Here is a 16,428-nt window from a genome sequence, read left to right on the forward strand (position 1 = left end):
AAAAGAATATGAATCATAAACATAAAAAAGGCTGGATTTTTTTAATACTCTGTCCGCCATTGATCATTTTAGGAATCACGTGGATTGTGATGGCCCTCTGGAATTGGCTTTTGCCGGAGATCTTAGGGGTAAAATCCATCACGTACTGGCAGGCCATGGGAATCCTGATCCTGTGTAAAATTCTCTTCGGAGGCTTTCATTTTGGTAAAGGAATGAGAGATTTCAAAGAAAGAAAAATGAGAGAAAAAATGATGCACCTTTCTCCCGAAGAAAGGAAAAAATTTAAAGAAGTCTGGAAAAGCAGATGCGAAAACAGCTTTTTCAACAGAAATAAAAGAACAAACGAATAACAGAAATTTTTAGAAGTAGTAAAGTAAAATCAAAAAGTTATTCGTCAATATAAAAAAGTAGTAAAATTTAAAATTTTGAAAAAATGAAAAACTCAGTATTAAAAGGTGCTCTTGGAGCACTTGCCGTAGCCGGAATAGCCTTTGTCGCTAAAAAAGCAATCGAAAGAAAAAGATTCGTAAAAGGTATTTTCGAAGAATACGGAATCAAAGAAAAATCACCTTTCGGACTGGCCGATAAGATCAGGGAAATGGATGAAGAGCAGTACCAGGAACTGAAAGGGAAATTCAAAAAGGAGTTTGCATCCAGATGCGGGCACCGAAAGTTTGAAAAAGAAAATATCGCGGAAGCATAATAGAAGAAGTAACTAAATTGAGATTGTTCGGTTGGATTCAGGAAGCCAGGTTTTCTGAATCCAACCTTTTTTATGTCATAGCTTCGGCTCCGCTCCGCCACCGGATTAACACTCTCTGTCGTTCTGTAGAATTTCCATACGCCTATACTATAATATACTAGTAAATTATACGCAGCTATCATTTGCTGAATTCAATGCCTTTGCGAACGAAAAATATTCTCAGACATTTCAAAAAAATCTTTGCGGACTTTGCGTTAAAAAAGAATTTTATACCCTTTGTCCACCAACATAAATTCCCTATTTTTGTAAGGTTCAATGAAAGATTACTACTATTTTCTCGGGATTTCTCACGATGCTTCAGAAGAAGACATCAAAAAAGCATATCGGAAATTATCTTTAAAATATCATCCGGACAAAAATCAGAATGACGATTTCTTTGCCGACCGTTTCCGGGAGATTCAGGAAGCGTATGAAACATTGAGCGATAAAAGCAGGAGGTATTCTTACGATCAGAATTTAGAAAGTCACCAAAAGAGCTTCAGATATAATATTCCGCCTTCCATTAAAACTTTTACGGCCAATAAAATCCATGCGAAAAAAGGGGAAGAGATCATCATCACTTGGCAGACGCAGAATGCAGATGTGGTGAAAGTCTTGCCGTTCGGGTTAGAAAAACCTTACGGAGAGCGAATTTTTAAGATCACGGAATTCAAGGACGGGAAATTTCAGGTTTTGCTGCATGCTACGAATTCGCTGTTGCACAAAACGGCCGTTCAGGGAATTACCATCACCGAAGTATTCGAATCGAATACGGAAAAATTTAAAGATAAAGCGGAAGAATTATTCAAATCACAACCGAGAACCGTTGCAAACCCGCACGGACAGCCGAAAATAATGAAAATTATTGTGGCTGTTGTATTGCTTGTTTTAGCAATTTATTTTCTGGTAAGTAGCTTTGTCAATTAAGCCAGCTTTTTATTTCCCGGACACTTTTTACATCTTTTTCCTTTTTTAAACTTTTTGCAGCAGGATTTTTTATCACCGCAATACATTTCCTCTTTATTCATGGGAAATGCAGGTGCCAAAGGCGGAACTTTAAAAGGGATAATCATATTCATGATGCAAATATATTAATTTAGAATAAATACAGATAATAAAAATTCATAAATTTTAGTGGCTGAATATGATGTCGTTAGAATAGCATATCAAACATTTGAAAACGAAGATCTGGTGATGATTGAAAAATTTTAAAAATAGATTAAAATTAAACTCATTCAGAACGATTTTTAGGAAATTTTTAAAAATAACACATTATAAAAATTTATCGTAAAATTTCTTTTTATAATGTTTTGTCTCGAAAATGATAATAAAAACCCTTTAATTATGAATAACATAGCGTACAAAGCCCGATTTCAGTGCAATTTCAATTTACTTGTACAATTTTCTAAAAATCCGTAATTTTACGAATCTTTTTTACATACAAAATCTAATAAATAAAAATGAATACAGAACAGTTTGTGAGCCGCCACATTTCCATGAATGAAGCCGATAAGCAGGCCATGCTGGAAAAAATTGGTGTTTCAAGTGTTGAAGAGCTCATCGCTCAAACCATTCCTTCTTCTATCCGCTTAGAAAAAGATCTTGAAATCTCAGAACCGCTTTCAGAATATGAAATGCTGAACCATTCCAAAGAGCTGGCAGCAAAGAATACTGATTATACAAGCTACATCGGTTTTGGATATCACAACACCTTATTACCGTCGGCCATTCAGAGGAATATCTTTGAAAACCCGAGCTGGTACACCGCTTATACGCCTTACCAGGCTGAAATAGCGCAGGGAAGGCTGGAGGCACTTCTCAACTTCCAGACTGTGGTGTGTGATCTCACGGGCTTTGCACTGGCCAATGCTTCTCTTTTGGATGAGTCTACAGCCGCTGCGGAAGCGATGCACATGTTCTTCAACAACAGAACGAAGAACCAGAAAAAGGCCGGAGCTAATAAATTCTTCGTTTCCGATCTTGTTTTGCCTCAAACCGTTTCTGTATTAAAAACAAAAGCTGAAGGTCTTGAAATCGAGATCGTGGAAGGGGACCATGCTGCCCATGAATTCGACGGTTCTTACTTCGGTGTTTTATTGCAGTATCCGGGTAAAAACGGAATCGTTTTAGATTATACAGAAAATATTGTTGAGTATAAAAAATCAGATCTTCAGGTAGTGGTTGCCTGTGATCCGATGGCTTTGGTTAAACTGAAATCTCCGGCTTCCATGGGGGCGGATTGTGCCGTGGGAACGACGCAGAGATTCGGTATTCCATTAGGATACGGTGGTCCTCACGCTGCCTTCTTCTCTTGTAAGGAAGATTATAAGAGAGATATTCCGGGAAGAATCATCGGGGTTTCTCAGGATGCTTACGGAAAGCGTGCCCTGAGAATGGCTTTACAGACCAGAGAGCAGCACATCAAAAGAGAAAGAGCAACTTCCAACATCTGTACCGCCCAGGTTCTTCTGGCAGTAATGGCCGGAATGTACGCCGTTTATCACGGACCGAAAGGATTAAACTATATCGCAGACCAGATTCACTTCAAAGCCAACGCGCTGAAAGGCGGACTAAAAGCTTTAGGATATGAGATCGTGGAAGAGCCGATCTTCGATACGGTAAAAATCAACCTTAATGAAGATGAAAAAGGAAGGCTGATGAGAATGATGCTTGATCATAAACTGAACCTGAACTATTTCACGGAAGGGGTGGTAAGCATTGCCATCAACGAAAGTACCACTTTGGAGAAACTGAACATCCTGATGGCTTCTTTCGCTCAGTTCAAAGACAAGCAGACTTTCAAATTAGAAATAAAAGAAGGATACAGCATTCCGGAAGAGAATTTAAGAAAAGACGAAATTCTTACCGAAGAAGTATTCAACAAATACCATACGGAAACAGAGTTGATGCGTTACATCAAGCGTCTGGAAAGAAAAGATTTATCATTGACGCACTCGATGATCTCTTTAGGTTCTTGTACCATGAAGCTGAACGCTGCCACTCAGATGCTTCCGCTTTCATGGGAAAACTGGGGAGCAATCCACCCGTTTGTACCGGTAAATCAGGCAGAAGGTTACCAGGAAATGATCCGTGAGCTTGAAAAAGATTTAGCGGAAATCACCGGTTTCGCAGGAACTTCGCTTCAGCCGAATTCAGGAGCTCAGGGAGAATATGCAGGATTGATGGTGATCAGAGAATATCATATTTCCAGAGGTGAAGGCCACAGAAATGTAGTATTGATTCCTCAGTCTGCACACGGAACAAACCCGGCTTCTGCAGCCATGGCCGGAATGAAAATCGTAGTCGTGAAGAACCTTGAAAACGGGGAAATCGACTTTGAAGATCTTAAGGCTAAAACAGAACAGCATTCTGAAAACCTTTCTTGTGTGATGATCACGTATCCGTCAACCTACGGATTCTTTGATGCCAATATTAAAGAAATTACCGCTTTGATCCACGAACATGGAGGACAGGTGTATATGGACGGTGCCAACATGAACGCTCAGGTGGGATATACCAGTCCTGGAAATATCGGGGCAGACGTTTGTCACCTGAATCTTCACAAAACGTTCGCGATTCCTCACGGAGGCGGAGGTCCCGGAGTTGGTCCGATCTGTGTGGCTAAACATTTGGTTCCATTCTTACCTTCCAACGCCAATATTAAAATTGGATCTAAGGATTCTATCGAAGGTATCTCTGCAGCGCCTTACGGTTCTGGATTGATCCTGAATATTTCTTATGCTTACATTAAAATGCTGGGAACTTCAGGTTTGAAAAAGGCAACAGAACATGCGATTTTAAATGCTAACTATTTAAAAGAAATCTTAGCTGAGCATTTCCCTATTTTATATTCAAACGAAAACGGAAAAGTAGCCCACGAGTGTATCGTCGATTTCAGACAGTTCAAATCATTAGGAATTGAAGTGGCTGACGTGGCAAAAAGATTAATGGATTACGGATTTCATGCGCCGACAGTTTCTTTCCCTGTAGCAGGAACATTGATGATTGAGCCAACAGAATCTGAAAGTAAAGCAGAAATCGACCGTTTTGCAGAAGCTCTGATTTCCATTAAACAAGAAATCGACGAAATCGCCAACGGGGAAGCCGATGCAACAAACAACGTATTGAAAAATGCTCCTCATACAGAGCAGGTGGTTATCTCAGATTCTTGGGATAAGCCATACAGCAGAGAGAAAGCAGCTTATCCGCTGGAGTGGGTGAGAGATCACAAATTCTTCGCTTCCGTTTCCAGAGTAGACGAAGCATACGGAGACAGAAACTTAGTTTGTACATGTGAGCCGATCGAAGCTTATATGTAATTAAAGTTTTAAAATAAATCATGAAGAGGCTGTCCAAAAAGTTTGGACAGCCTCTTTTTTTTACGCCTGAAAATTGAATAAGTCATTTTTTATGCTCCTTCGGAGCATGATCTGTGTAGTATAAAAAACAACAGAATATCACAAGCAGACCTTAGGTACGCTATGATAAGATAGAACTCCGATGGAGTTCCGGTAAAAGATGCTGATATTGATCTACACAGATATTGCTCCGAAGGAGCAATCATACGCTGTGCTGTAAAATCGTTATTTAACTCACGTAAAGTCGTGGCGATTACAAAAAAGGACTGTTCAGGCTTTTAGGGCCTCTTCTTTTTCCTTAAAATCATACGGTGTAAAGGGAATTTCTTTGTGTTAAAAAATGTAAGCAGGTTTACACTTAATTTTTTTAAGGCTGTAAATAAAGTGCTGAAATGTAATAAATTGTACTTGATCGCCTCTTCTAACTGGTTGATCGGCTCTTCTAACTGGTTGATTGTTTCTTCTGACTGGTTGATTATTTCTTCGTAACGGTTGATTGTCTGTTCGGAATTGTTGATGGTCTCTGCGGAGCGGTTAATTGCCTTTTCAAAAGGGTTGGCTGATCTGTCGGAGCGGTTGAAGGTTTTAACGGAACCGCTGAGCATAAAATTTTTATTTTAAGGTTGAGATTTGATCAGCATCTCCATTCTCATCATCATATCGTCCTTTTCTTTAAGCATTCTTTCGTAAAGCACAATTTTTTCTTCGTGAAGTTTAAGGATTTGTTCGGCGGGATGGAATATAGGATTATCATTTTTCTGATATCCGATACCATGATCACCAAAGGTATTGGCAATTACATTTACAGCCTGTTCCTCATCAAAATTCTGAAAAGCCTCCACCGGGATCTTCAGGACTTCGGATATTTTCTTTAGCAAAGCTTCTTCCACGATTTCTTTCTGTTCCAGGATTGAAATTTTCTTCTGGTTCCAGTCTTCGCCAAGGTCAAAAGCCAGGGCCTCCTGCTTGATGCCCAACATTTCCCTGAATCGTTTTACATTTCTTCCCTGGTGTATTTTCTGTTCCATTTGTCGTTTTTAAGTTTTAGTGTTAAAAAATTGAAAGTAAAGATAAAAAAATATGAAAGAGGATGAAAATTTCTTTGGGAATAAAATATCCTTCTTATGATAGTGCTTTACGCAAATAATGTGTGGCTTCGAGAATCTCCACCATTCAACACATGCCACCATTCCATCGTTATGGAAACCAAAATTCTGCCGTAAGAAAGACTGCCTCAAAAATTCCACTCCCTTGGAGGGGTGGCGAAAATTCAGAGAATTTTTGACGGGGTGGTTTCTGAAGATTACGCACCAGTGGCCTCTGCTCTGTTCAGCAACAAGAAGTACAGAATTTCTATACTATTATGAAAATATAAAAACCAAAAAGATTCAGCATTCTGTTTTGTCATTCCCGCAGGGGAATCTCAACATCGTATCAGGTCATCGCATGGAAAGATTCGCGTTTAGATTCCGTACCCGAATGACAAAAGGATGGATAAACTTCGGTATTTTTCCTTTAGAATACAGCACTTAAATTAATTGAACGGTTTGATCATCTTTTGTTCTTCTTTTTGGTTAAACCTTACTCTCCAGCTTCCTGATCAAATTCCCTTTCACCACCGTAAAAGCATAATCCTTTGCTTCGGCGAACGATACATCATATTTCCGGTCAATATTCCTTAAATCTTCGGGAAATTTTGAGAGTATGTTGTCATAAAACTGATCCAGGAATTCGTTGGAGGGCATCTGATAGTTTATTTTAAGCTGAAAACGTCTGATCAGGGCCGTATCAATAATTTCGGGGTGATTGGTGGCGCATAGGAGAAGTGCGTTTTCCGGATAGTAATCGATCAGTTGTATAAGGGTGTTGACCAGCCTGCGCATTTCGCCCACATCTTTGTCATCGCTTCCCCTGGCTTTCCCGATCTGGTCAAGCTCATCAAGGAAGAGGACTGACCTTTCGCGTGCGGCCTTGTCGAAGATCATTTTGATATTCTGTGATGTTTCGCCGATTCTCGATGAAACGATATTGCTTAGATTCAGGATGATGATATTTTTGCCCAAAGCGTTGGCTACTGCTTTTGCGGTCATCGTTTTTCCGCATCCCGAACTGCCCTCAAGCAGGATTTTATTGTTCACGGGGAGTCCGTATTTCTGCAATTCTGCCACGTAGGTGTTTTCTTTGATAAGCTGTATAAGCTGTTCCTTATTATGAGGTTCAAGGAATACATCATCAAGGGTTACTGCTTCTTTATCCTGAATAATAAGGTTGTAGAGATTCATGAATGGAAAATTTTCACAAAGGTAAAATTTATCCAACAAAAAAGCCGAACAAAAAGCTGTTCGACTCTATCGGCTATTATAAAAATTAAAAATTGTCCTTAGCGTAATTTGTATTATGTTTTGGTTGCCCTTTTACCCGTGTCGAGTAAAAGAGCAGTCAATCACTGAAGATTGAAAACATATACAATGTCATTCATTTGTGTCGTCTTAGGCTAAATCTAAGCCGCAGAATTGAGATTAATCTCTCTGTTCTCTCTTAACTGTTGCAAAATAAGAAGTAAAAACTACTAAACATGTTGCGATTCCGATGTAAGCGATCATTTTATTGTATTTTTAATTATTTGATTAATTATTGTTAATTTGATATTGCAATATTACGACAATAAAATGATACCTACAAATAATAATTATGATGTATATCAGTGTTTTAAGCGTATTAAATTAACTTTTAGGCTAAAATATGTTTACAAAAAATTAATATAAACATGAAAAATTATTTGTGAATTTATTAATTTTTATTGAAAATTTTATTAATTCGTTAATGGATGCTGTTTTGTGTTTAATACTCAATAATCAAAATGTGATGCATAGGATTTAAGGTATACTGATTTATATCACCTAATTTTGACTAAAAAAGGTAAAAGATTAACAAAATTTAATTTAATCTTGTTGTGGTGAAAAGTAAAAGTTGCTGGGTTCGTCAGAATAGAACTGTAAATCTGGATTTTACAGATTTCTAGCCTGAAGGTTTTGTGGTTAAAGAATATTTTTAGAAGTAAGAATAACCTTGATTATTGATATAATTTCTGGTCGGTTTCGCAGAAAAAACTTCTTCTTTTTCCTTTGCCGGTTTGCTTTTTTACCAGTTTACGGCCGCAGATGGGACAGGTCTTTTTAGTATGAGCAAGCCAGTGCTGTTTTAGGGTGAAATCACGTTTCCATTCCAGGAAGTCGAAGCTGTAGTTTCTGGCTTCTTTTATGAGTTCTTTTATTTTTTTAGGAGGAATTTTGCCCAAAAGGCTTTCGGGCTGCACGCCGATCCTGAATAAAACTTCATTCTTAATGATATTGCCTACCCCTGAAAAGATGTCCTGATCCATCAATGCATCGCAAACCATCATCTCAGGATTTGATTTTAATTTCTTTTGGGCTTTTGAAGGGTTCCAGTCATCACTCATGACATCTGCTTCCCAGTCTATAGTTTCTAAGAACTCAGAATCTACCATTTTGACATTGCAGGTGTAAAAATACATCCCGCCATTTGCAAATATGAGCGCTAATCTCAACTGGCGGTCAGGTTTCGTTTGTTCGTCGACACTGTGTGAGCCAAACATCAGCAGGTGGATCCTTACCGCAACATCGTCAAAAACAAGATAGGTCTGCTTTCCGAAGGTTTTGATCTGTTTTAAGATTTTCCCGGTGAGTATTTCCATATCAATTTTTGCATTTCCTGAAGATTCAAGAACTTTTTGGCCTTCAAACTTTTGAATGCTTTCTTTCATCAATATAATGGAAGGACCTTCGGGCATAATCTTATTTTTATCTTCGAGATAACAATAATGTTGCCACAAAAGAGGATCAACGGAGCTCTTCAATGTGAGTTTCTCAGAAAAAATGATCCGATTTGTTTAAAAAAAATAAAATTTGAGCTAATTTTGAAACATGATGAACTTAAACCAGATTTTTACGAATCAGCGTACAGGGAACAATCCGCATACTAAAGCCTCAAGAACCGATTTTCAGAGAGATTTTGACCGAATTATTTTTTCATCCGCCTTCCGGAGGCTTCAGAATAAAACGCAGGTTTTTCCGCTGCCCGGGAGTGTTTTCGTTCACAACCGGCTTACGCATTCCCTGGAAGTTTCATCGGTAGGGCGCAGTCTTGGAAGCGTGATGGGCGAATTCATCCATGATCAGTACAAAAATGATCTTACGGAAGAAGCGAGAAATTTCTACCTTCACAATCTCGGAAACGTTATTGCTGCCGCCTGTTTATGCCACGATGTGGGAAATCCGGCCTTCGGACATTCGGGGGAAGATGCGATTGCCAGTTATTTTGAGAGAAACGAATCTGATCTTAAATCTAAATTTAATGAAAAAGAATGGGCGGATCTGATGAATTTTGAAGGAAATGCAAACGCGATAAGGGTTTTGGCTCAGCAGCAGCAGGGAAAAGATGCGGGAGGAATTCAGCTGACATTTTCCACACTGGCGAGTATTGCCAAATATCCGTGTGAGGCCATCGCCAAAAAGAAAGGCATTATTCACAGGAAAAAATTCGGCTTCTTTCAGAACGAAAAAGATATTTTTCTCGAAATCGCTAAAGCAACAAACCTGATCCCTGAAAGCGAAGAGCCTCATATTTTTAAAAGACATCCGTTTGTATGGCTGGTAGAAGCGGCTGATGATATCTGCTACAACATTATCGATATGGAAGATGCCCACCGCCTGGGGATCGTCTCTACCGCCGACTGCAAGAACCTTTTTTTCGAACTGGTAAAATCCGAAACGGATGATGTTAAAAGGATAGAATCCAAGCTCAGTTCGATCTCAAACGAAAACGAGCAGATCTCTTATCTCAGGGCAAAAGTAATCAACGCATTGATCAATAAATCGCTTGAAATGTACCGCCAGAATTTTGATAAGATCCTGGAAGGGAACCTCGACCAGGCACTTCTTGATCTTTATAAAACGGAAAACAGGACGTTACAGGATATTGAAAGCTTTTCCATCGAAAAAATATACAACCATAAAGCCGTTGTCGAAATTGAAAATGCCGGGTATAATGTGATGTATGAACTTCTCGATCACTTTATTCCTTCCATCCTTAAAAGCGACGAAGAAAGGAAATCCTATGACAAAAAAGCGCTCAAACTTCTTCCCCAGCAGTTCGTTTATGCGGAGGCCACGGACTATCAGAAAGTTTTGGGTGTGATTGATTTTGTCTCCGGAATGACCGACAACTACGCGACCGACCTGTACCGTAAAATAAAAGGAATCGATATCGGAATGACGGTGTAAAACCATTACGCAAAAATCAGAAGTTCCGGCGTGATTTTATTCTTAAAACTAAAAGCCCTATCTTTATAAGAATACAAATTCATATTAAAAATTAATACTATGAGTCTTTTTTTAGTACCCGTCGTTTTTATCGGATTAATTATTTTATTTGCCTCATTTTTTGTTGTAAAACAGGAAACCGCCGTGATCATTGAACGTTTCGGAAAATTCCTGGGCGTCAAACATTCAGGGCTTCACCTTAAATGGCCGATCATCGACCAGATTGCCAAAAGGCTGAACCTGAGAATCCAGCAGCTGGATGTCATGATCGACACGAAAACGCTGGATAATGTTTTTATTAAAATGAAAATATCCGTTCAGTATCAGGTGATAAGAACGCAGGTAGGGGATGCTTACTACCGCCTCGAAAATCCCGAAAACCAGATCACGTCTTATGTTTTTGATGTCGTAAGAGCAGAAGTTCCCAAACTGAAACTGGATGATGTTTTCGTAAAAAAAGATGATATTGCGATTGCGGTAAAAGGAGAACTTCAGGAGGCCATGCAGAGCTACGGATACGATATCATTAAAGCTTTGGTGACCGATATTGACCCGGATGAGCAGGTAAAGCATGCCATGAACAGGATCAATGCCGCCGAAAGAGAGAAGACCGCCGCGGAATATGAATCCGAAGCCCAGAGAATCAGAATTGTAGCTGTTGCCAAGGCAGAAGCGGAATCGAAAAAATTACAGGGACAGGGAATTGCAGACCAGAGAAGGGAAATTGCCAAAGGTCTGGAAGAATCGGTAAGAATGCTTAATAATGTGGAGATCAATTCTCATGAAGCTTCGGCGCTGATCGTGGTTACACAGCATTACGATACCTTGCATTCGGTAGGATCCAGCAACAGAAGCAATCTGGTCTTGTTGCCAAATTCACCAACTGCTGCCAGCAATATGCTGAACGACCTGGTGGTCGCCATGACTGCCGCCAATACGGTAGGAGAGGTCTCTAAAGGAAATTATCCAAAAACGCCGAAAGATCATAATCACGATACGAACAAAGACCTTTAAAATACAGCCTCAGTTTTTTCTAAGGCTATTTTTTTGTTTTGGAAACCTGATTTACCAGGATGTATTTTATGGAAGAACCGTCGGCAGGAGGATTGGTAATCTTTTCTTCTTTTATTTTTAAAACATACTCGTAGCCCGGTTCGTAGGTAAAGCCCTCAATATTGGTGTATAAATTTGTCCACTTTCCATCGGCGGTATTTTTTACCTGAAGGCATTTCATAGGCGCTACGCCCGTGCAATCCGCAGTTTCCGGGCCTACGATAAGTGTTTTCTCAACTTGTCCTGCAGAATGATTTACGGAAGAACATTGTACCAGAGCAAGGATGAAACCTGCTGAAAATAAAGGCAGAAGATTTATTTTGAAACTTTTCATGCTGGAAATTTATAGGAAAAGGTCAAGATGTATGCCGTATTTTTTAAGGCATCTTAACATGCGGTACTCTTGTTTTTTATTTTTTAAATACCTAATTTAACTTTTCTTTTTTACCGAACACACACACAAATAGTAAATAATATATGGACAATCACATCGAAATTGAAAATTACAGAATCCACAAGGCGGAAGAATGGGCCGGGAATATTGATGATCAGGAATTGATAAACAGAATACAGGATTCCGATTTTGCCAGGCAACAGAATAGCGACGGTAAGGATTTTTGTTATTTCCTAGATAAAAAATACCACACGAGCAATACCGAAAACAGCGAATATGTTTGTATGGCATACACATTAAATGAGCCTGCCAATTTAGAAAGAGCTTCCGTTTCCGATATTGTTGTTGAAGAAAATGAAGTTTACCATATTCACCGGATCAGCGTGTTGAGAGACGGCGTTTTGATTGATAAAATCCCCGACACGAAAATCAAGGTGCTGGACAGTGAAAACCACAGTAGCGGCGGAATTTTAAGCAGCAACAAGAAAATCAATATTACGATTAAAGATCTTCGCCTGTATGATGTTCTCATTCTTGAAGATTCTAGGGTGAAACCTTTTACAGATCGTGATTTTTTAAGAAAAGAATTCTCCAAATATGTATGGGTAAGTCCGGATAATTACTGGGCTTACGGAAGTTATAAATTTACTTTTATCAACGAAAGAAGCCAGAAAGTAGCCTATAAAAAAACATTCTTCAGAGACGATAACGGTAACGTTCTGGCGCCAGAAACAGGCTATCTGGAAAAAGGGGAAAAATTTATTTTCGAACAGACCAACTACATCAATCCGGTGGATGCCAACCGTGAAATTTTCCCGTATATAGATTTTGCGACGGATAATAACTGGAGAGAACTTTCCAATTATATAGCTCCTATTTACCAGGAAATTTTTGATAAAGCTTCTTTAAAGGATTTTGCACCGAGCCTGGTGGAAAAACTGGATGCTATTGCCGATCCTGATGAAAAGATCCAGTTTGCCATAGAGTATGTTCAGAATAACATCTACTACATCTTTAATGCTGATGAGATGAATGGCCACAAGCCTCAGGAACCTGCCGTTACGTACGAAAACAAACAGGGAGACTGCAAGGCCAAATCGGTGCTGTTGAAAGTTATTCTTGACTATCTGGGAGTAGATGCTTCAATTGTTCTGGTGAATTTCCATACGGATTTCTATATTAAATATTATCTGCCTTCGCTGCTCACCTTTAACCATGCAATTGTAAAAATAAATCACAAAGGCGAAGAGTATTTTGTGGATGCTACCATTCGTGATGAATTCGGACTCCTGGAAAACCGCGGATTTATTTATTTCATGCATTATCTTGAAGTGAAACCCGATCAGCATTTAAAGGAAAGAAAGCCTTACCGCTATCCTTATTTCTGCGTAGACGAAAAAGTGGATTTTAATGTAAAGGATTCTACGGGGAAACTTACGCTTACGACAACCTACAAAGGAAATCGTGCGAATGCCATGCGGAGATATTTTAAAAACACCAATAAAAGAGAAGTGATCGACAGCTGGAACAATTTCCTTTTCTACAGTCTGAATTATTCAAACGACAGAAACGGAACCGATATCAGAAATGTGTTTAAAGATGCTGCAATAGATACGATCAGTGATGATAAAAAGCTGAATGAATTCAGGATTCAATACACTGCAACGATAGAAAACGCCTATTTTGTTGATCCTAAGAAAAATCGTTTTCTCATGTACTTCGACCGCAATCTGGTAAAGGCGAGTGCCCGGGATTATATACATAAAGATCTTCCGTTCTGGCATAATTTCGACAGTGAAAAATATGAGATCAACCTGTATACCGATCAGAAAATCGATACCGAAGAAAAATATACCGTTCAGGAAAGTACGATCAATAATCCTTATTTTGACTTCAAAAGCCGAAAGAAAATAAGTAAAAACGGAGCAACGGTTTATATCGAATACAATCCGCTTGTCAATCTGGAAATTCCACAGGATGAGTTTGAAAAATTCCGGACAGATCACCATACGGTTGCTGACAGCAATTTTGGTCTGGGTATCGATATCATTGAACCCGGATTAATGAATATGCTGAAGTTTAATTTTAAAAAGAGATTTCAGTAAAAGATTAATTATTTAACTCAACTTATTAAAACTCATCAATAAAAAAACGTCGGATTTGCTTTGCAAACCCGACGTTTTTTTACAGTATGACAACAATCTAAATCTCTTCTGTGTTTTTTGGTGCGGGAATTCCGGTAAATTTCTGCTTGCCGATCAACAGTTCGAAGAAGAGCCTGAAGTCCGATATCAGAGACCAAAGCGGATATCGGAATGTTGCCGGTTTATTTTTCTCTATAACCGCATGGCTGAACCAGGCAAAACCGTATCCGAAGATCGGGACATACCATAAAAATCTTTCTTTTCCTGAACTGATCACGTAGCCAATCACAAAAAAAACAAGTAAGGTCCCCATAAAATGAAAGATCCTTGTTCCCATTTTACGGTGTTCGGTAAGGTAGAATTCGTAAAATTCTTTGAATGTTTTTATTCTTTCCGCCATGGCATTTGTAGTTTAAATTATAAAAAACCTAAAGCAATAAGTTCGCCAATATAAAATGGGTGAAAAGCAAAAAAAACCGGATTCATTGAAGATCCGGCTTGTATATTATATAAATCAGGCTTTTCTGAGTTTACTGTGTTTGTATCCGTAGCAGAAATAAATGATTAATCCTATCGCAAACCACAACCCGAACCAGAACCAGTTGTCGTGGCTCATTCCCGTCAGGAGATACAGGCAGGAACTCAATCCAACAAGCGGAATCAATGAGAAATTTTTAATAAAAGTAAAAATACACAGAACCAGATTTATCAGGATAAAGAAAAAGATGGATGCTCTGAATTCCCCTTCTTTCGGATCTTTCCAGTCCATTAACGTATGAAAGAAATCAGGCTGCCAGTAATAGAATCCGACCAGGCTTCCGATGAAAATAACCGGGAAGATGATCTTACCGTTGATGTAGGGAAGGTGAAACCTGCCTTTTAATTTTTCTTTTGCCGGAAGCATTAAAACGCCTCCACATACCAGCACAAAGGCAAAAATAGTTCCTATGCTTGTAAAATCCAGAATGAAACTTTTATCGGTAAATAAGATAGGAATTCCCACGACGATTCCGGTGATAACGGTGGCAAAAGATGGTGTTTTGTATTTGGGATGTACGGTTTGGAATTTCGGAGACATCAATCCGTCGCGGCTCATGGCGTACCATATTCTCGGCTGTCCCATCTGGAAAACCAGCAAAACGGTAGTGATAGCTATGATAGCGACAAAAGAAACCACAAGTTCCATCCAGGCTACATTGGCGTTTGATTTTTCAAAAATGAAAGAAAGCGGGTCTCCGACACCATCGAACTTCCGGTAATCCACCATACCTGTTAAGACAAGTGTTAAAGCGATATAGATAAAGGTACAGAGAACCAGGGAAATGATCATTCCTTTGGGCAATGTACGCTGCGGGTCTTTTGTTTCTTCGGAAAGGACACTTAAAGCATCAAAACCGATATACGCAAAAAATACACCTGAAACAGCACTCATAACCCCCGCAAATCCGTTTGGCATAAAGGAGGCGACCTGGGTTTCGGGATTTACCGGCGTCCAGTTATCGGTGTTTATGTAGGCAAATCCTACCAGGATTACCAGTACGATTACCGCTAATTTCAGGATCACCAGGACGTTATTGAAATTTTTACTTTCTTTTATGCCAACATAGCAGAGCCAGGTAATCAGTCCGTTAATGACCAAAGCCGGAATGTCAACGATACATTTTAAACCTCCCAGAAGCGGGGCATTTTTCCATGCATTGATGAGTTCTTTATTTTCGGAACCGCTCATGAAGGCCTTTTTGGCTTCTGTATAGCTGCAGGTAAAATAATCGGGAATATGCAAGCCCATCCTTTCCAGAAAGCTTGTAAAATAGTCTGACCATGAAAAAGCGACATATATATTACCGAAAGAATATTCCATGATCAGTGCCCAGCCAATGACCCAGGCGATGAGTTCCCCGAAACTGGCGTAAGCATACGTGTACGCGGAACCTGCAGTAGGGATCCTGCTCGCAAATTCGGCATAGCAAAGAGCCGTAAATCCACAGGCAAAACCACAAATCAAATACAGCAGAATAACCCCGGGACCTCCTCGGAAAACGGCTTCGCCCAAACTGCTGAAACTTCCTGCACCAATAATCGCCGCAATACCAAAAAATACAATGTCCCAAACACTTAAAACCCTGTGCAGGCTTGTGGATGTATCTGAATCTGAATAGATTTTTCTTCTAAAAAGTTGACTCATTCAATTCTAAATTTGATTTGAAAAAAGCAAATGTAATTATTTATCTGAAATAATTTGTTTTTTCTTAAGGTTTCTTATGGAAAAGTTAAGAAGTCTTAAAAAATTATCCACTTATTAACAATGTGTTAAAACGCTTGTTTTTACAATATCTTTTCAATATTTTCGTTGATGGATTGTGGATAATTTTTCCGCAGAATTTTAAATATCTTA

The 16,428-nt window shown here is 39.0% G+C and carries 15 protein-coding genes; 7 read left to right on the plus strand and 8 right to left on the minus strand.

Going from position 1 to position 16,428, the window contains the following annotated elements; genetic code table 11:
* The first annotated feature begins 8 nt into the window (after positions 1 to 8).
* The 3 genes from AC0N32_RS14920 (at position 9) to AC0N32_RS14930 (ending at position 1,669) form a co-directional block, all read left to right on the plus strand.
* Entirely contained in the window at positions 9 to 350 is a 342-nt protein-coding gene (locus AC0N32_RS14920; RefSeq protein WP_476394652.1) for a hypothetical protein, read from the plus strand.
* Between the two features lie 83 nt (positions 351 to 433).
* A complete protein-coding gene (locus tag AC0N32_RS14925; RefSeq protein ID WP_476394653.1) occupies positions 434 to 703 on the plus strand; it encodes a hypothetical protein in 270 nt (89 codons plus the stop codon).
* Positions 704 to 1,018: 315 nt separating this feature from the next.
* The gene (locus tag AC0N32_RS14930) at positions 1,019 to 1,669 is read left to right on the plus strand and encodes a J domain-containing protein (RefSeq protein WP_476394654.1); all 651 of its coding nucleotides are present in this window, start codon (positions 1,019 to 1,021) and stop codon (positions 1,667 to 1,669) included.
* On the opposite strand, the gene AC0N32_RS14935 is transcribed toward AC0N32_RS14930, so the two are convergent.
* Positions 1,666 to 1,821, minus strand: coding sequence for a hypothetical protein (locus AC0N32_RS14935; RefSeq protein WP_476394655.1), 156 nt, complete (start codon positions 1,819 to 1,821; stop codon positions 1,666 to 1,668). The genes AC0N32_RS14930 and AC0N32_RS14935 overlap by 4 nt on opposite strands.
* Positions 1,822 to 2,202: 381 nt before the next feature.
* Between AC0N32_RS14935 and gcvP the strand changes: the two genes are divergently transcribed.
* Positions 2,203 to 5,061 carry an aminomethyl-transferring glycine dehydrogenase gene (gene gcvP / locus AC0N32_RS14940; protein WP_476394656.1) on the plus strand — a complete coding sequence of 953 codons (2,859 nt, stop codon included), beginning with the start codon at positions 2,203 to 2,205 and terminating at the stop codon, positions 5,059 to 5,061.
* A gap of 317 nt (positions 5,062 to 5,378) precedes the next feature.
* Here the strand turns inward: gcvP and AC0N32_RS14945 are convergent, their stop codons facing one another.
* The 4 genes from AC0N32_RS14945 to AC0N32_RS14960 all read right to left on the minus strand — a co-directional run bounded on the left by AC0N32_RS14945 (position 5,379) and on the right by AC0N32_RS14960 (position 8,911).
* On the minus strand, positions 5,379 to 5,705 hold the full coding sequence (locus tag AC0N32_RS14945) for a hypothetical protein (RefSeq protein ID WP_476394657.1): 327 nt from the start codon (positions 5,703 to 5,705) through the stop codon (positions 5,379 to 5,381).
* Between the two features lie 12 nt (positions 5,706 to 5,717).
* Entirely contained in the window at positions 5,718 to 6,128 is a 411-nt protein-coding gene (locus tag AC0N32_RS14950) for a helix-turn-helix domain-containing protein (protein ID WP_476394658.1), read from the minus strand.
* A gap of 546 nt (positions 6,129 to 6,674) precedes the next feature.
* Positions 6,675 to 7,382: an AAA family ATPase gene (locus AC0N32_RS14955; protein ID WP_476394659.1), complete on the minus strand. Its 708-nt coding sequence runs from the start codon at positions 7,380 to 7,382 to the stop codon at positions 6,675 to 6,677.
* 791 nt (positions 7,383 to 8,173) lie between these two features.
* On the minus strand, positions 8,174 to 8,911 hold the full coding sequence (locus tag AC0N32_RS14960) for a DNA-formamidopyrimidine glycosylase family protein (protein WP_476394660.1): 738 nt from the start codon (positions 8,909 to 8,911) through the stop codon (positions 8,174 to 8,176).
* 136 nt (positions 8,912 to 9,047) lie between these two features.
* Here AC0N32_RS14960 and AC0N32_RS14965 point away from each other — a divergent pair, with 136 nt between their 5' ends.
* Both AC0N32_RS14965 and AC0N32_RS14970 read left to right on the plus strand, forming a co-directional pair.
* Positions 9,048 to 10,403 carry a deoxyguanosinetriphosphate triphosphohydrolase gene (locus tag AC0N32_RS14965; protein WP_476394694.1) on the plus strand — a complete coding sequence of 452 codons (1,356 nt, stop codon included), beginning with the start codon at positions 9,048 to 9,050 and terminating at the stop codon, positions 10,401 to 10,403.
* Between the two features lie 99 nt (positions 10,404 to 10,502).
* Positions 10,503 to 11,456, plus strand: a complete 954-nt coding sequence (locus AC0N32_RS14970; RefSeq protein WP_476394661.1) for an SPFH domain-containing protein — start codon at positions 10,503 to 10,505, stop codon at positions 11,454 to 11,456.
* Between the two features lie 25 nt (positions 11,457 to 11,481).
* On the opposite strand, the gene AC0N32_RS14975 is transcribed toward AC0N32_RS14970, so the two are convergent.
* Positions 11,482 to 11,829, minus strand: a complete 348-nt coding sequence (locus tag AC0N32_RS14975; protein WP_476394662.1) for a DUF4377 domain-containing protein — start codon at positions 11,827 to 11,829, stop codon at positions 11,482 to 11,484.
* A 143-nt stretch (positions 11,830 to 11,972) separates the two neighbouring features.
* On the opposite strand from AC0N32_RS14975, the gene AC0N32_RS14980 reads away from it, so the two are divergent.
* The gene (locus AC0N32_RS14980; protein WP_476394663.1) at positions 11,973 to 13,994 is read left to right on the plus strand and encodes a DUF3857 domain-containing protein; all 2,022 of its coding nucleotides are present in this window, start codon (positions 11,973 to 11,975) and stop codon (positions 13,992 to 13,994) included.
* Positions 13,995 to 14,091: 97 nt separating this feature from the next.
* Here AC0N32_RS14980 and AC0N32_RS14985 read toward each other — a convergent pair whose 3' ends face one another.
* Both AC0N32_RS14985 and AC0N32_RS14990 read right to left on the minus strand, forming a co-directional pair.
* Positions 14,092 to 14,433: an Mpo1-like protein gene (locus AC0N32_RS14985; RefSeq protein WP_476394664.1), complete on the minus strand. Its 342-nt coding sequence runs from the start codon at positions 14,431 to 14,433 to the stop codon at positions 14,092 to 14,094.
* Between the two features lie 114 nt (positions 14,434 to 14,547).
* A complete protein-coding gene (locus AC0N32_RS14990) occupies positions 14,548 to 16,218 on the minus strand; it encodes an APC family permease (RefSeq protein ID WP_476394665.1) in 1,671 nt (556 codons plus the stop codon).
* Positions 16,219 to 16,428: the final 210 nt, after the last annotated feature.

The organism is Chryseobacterium endophyticum, from assembly GCF_056333165.1.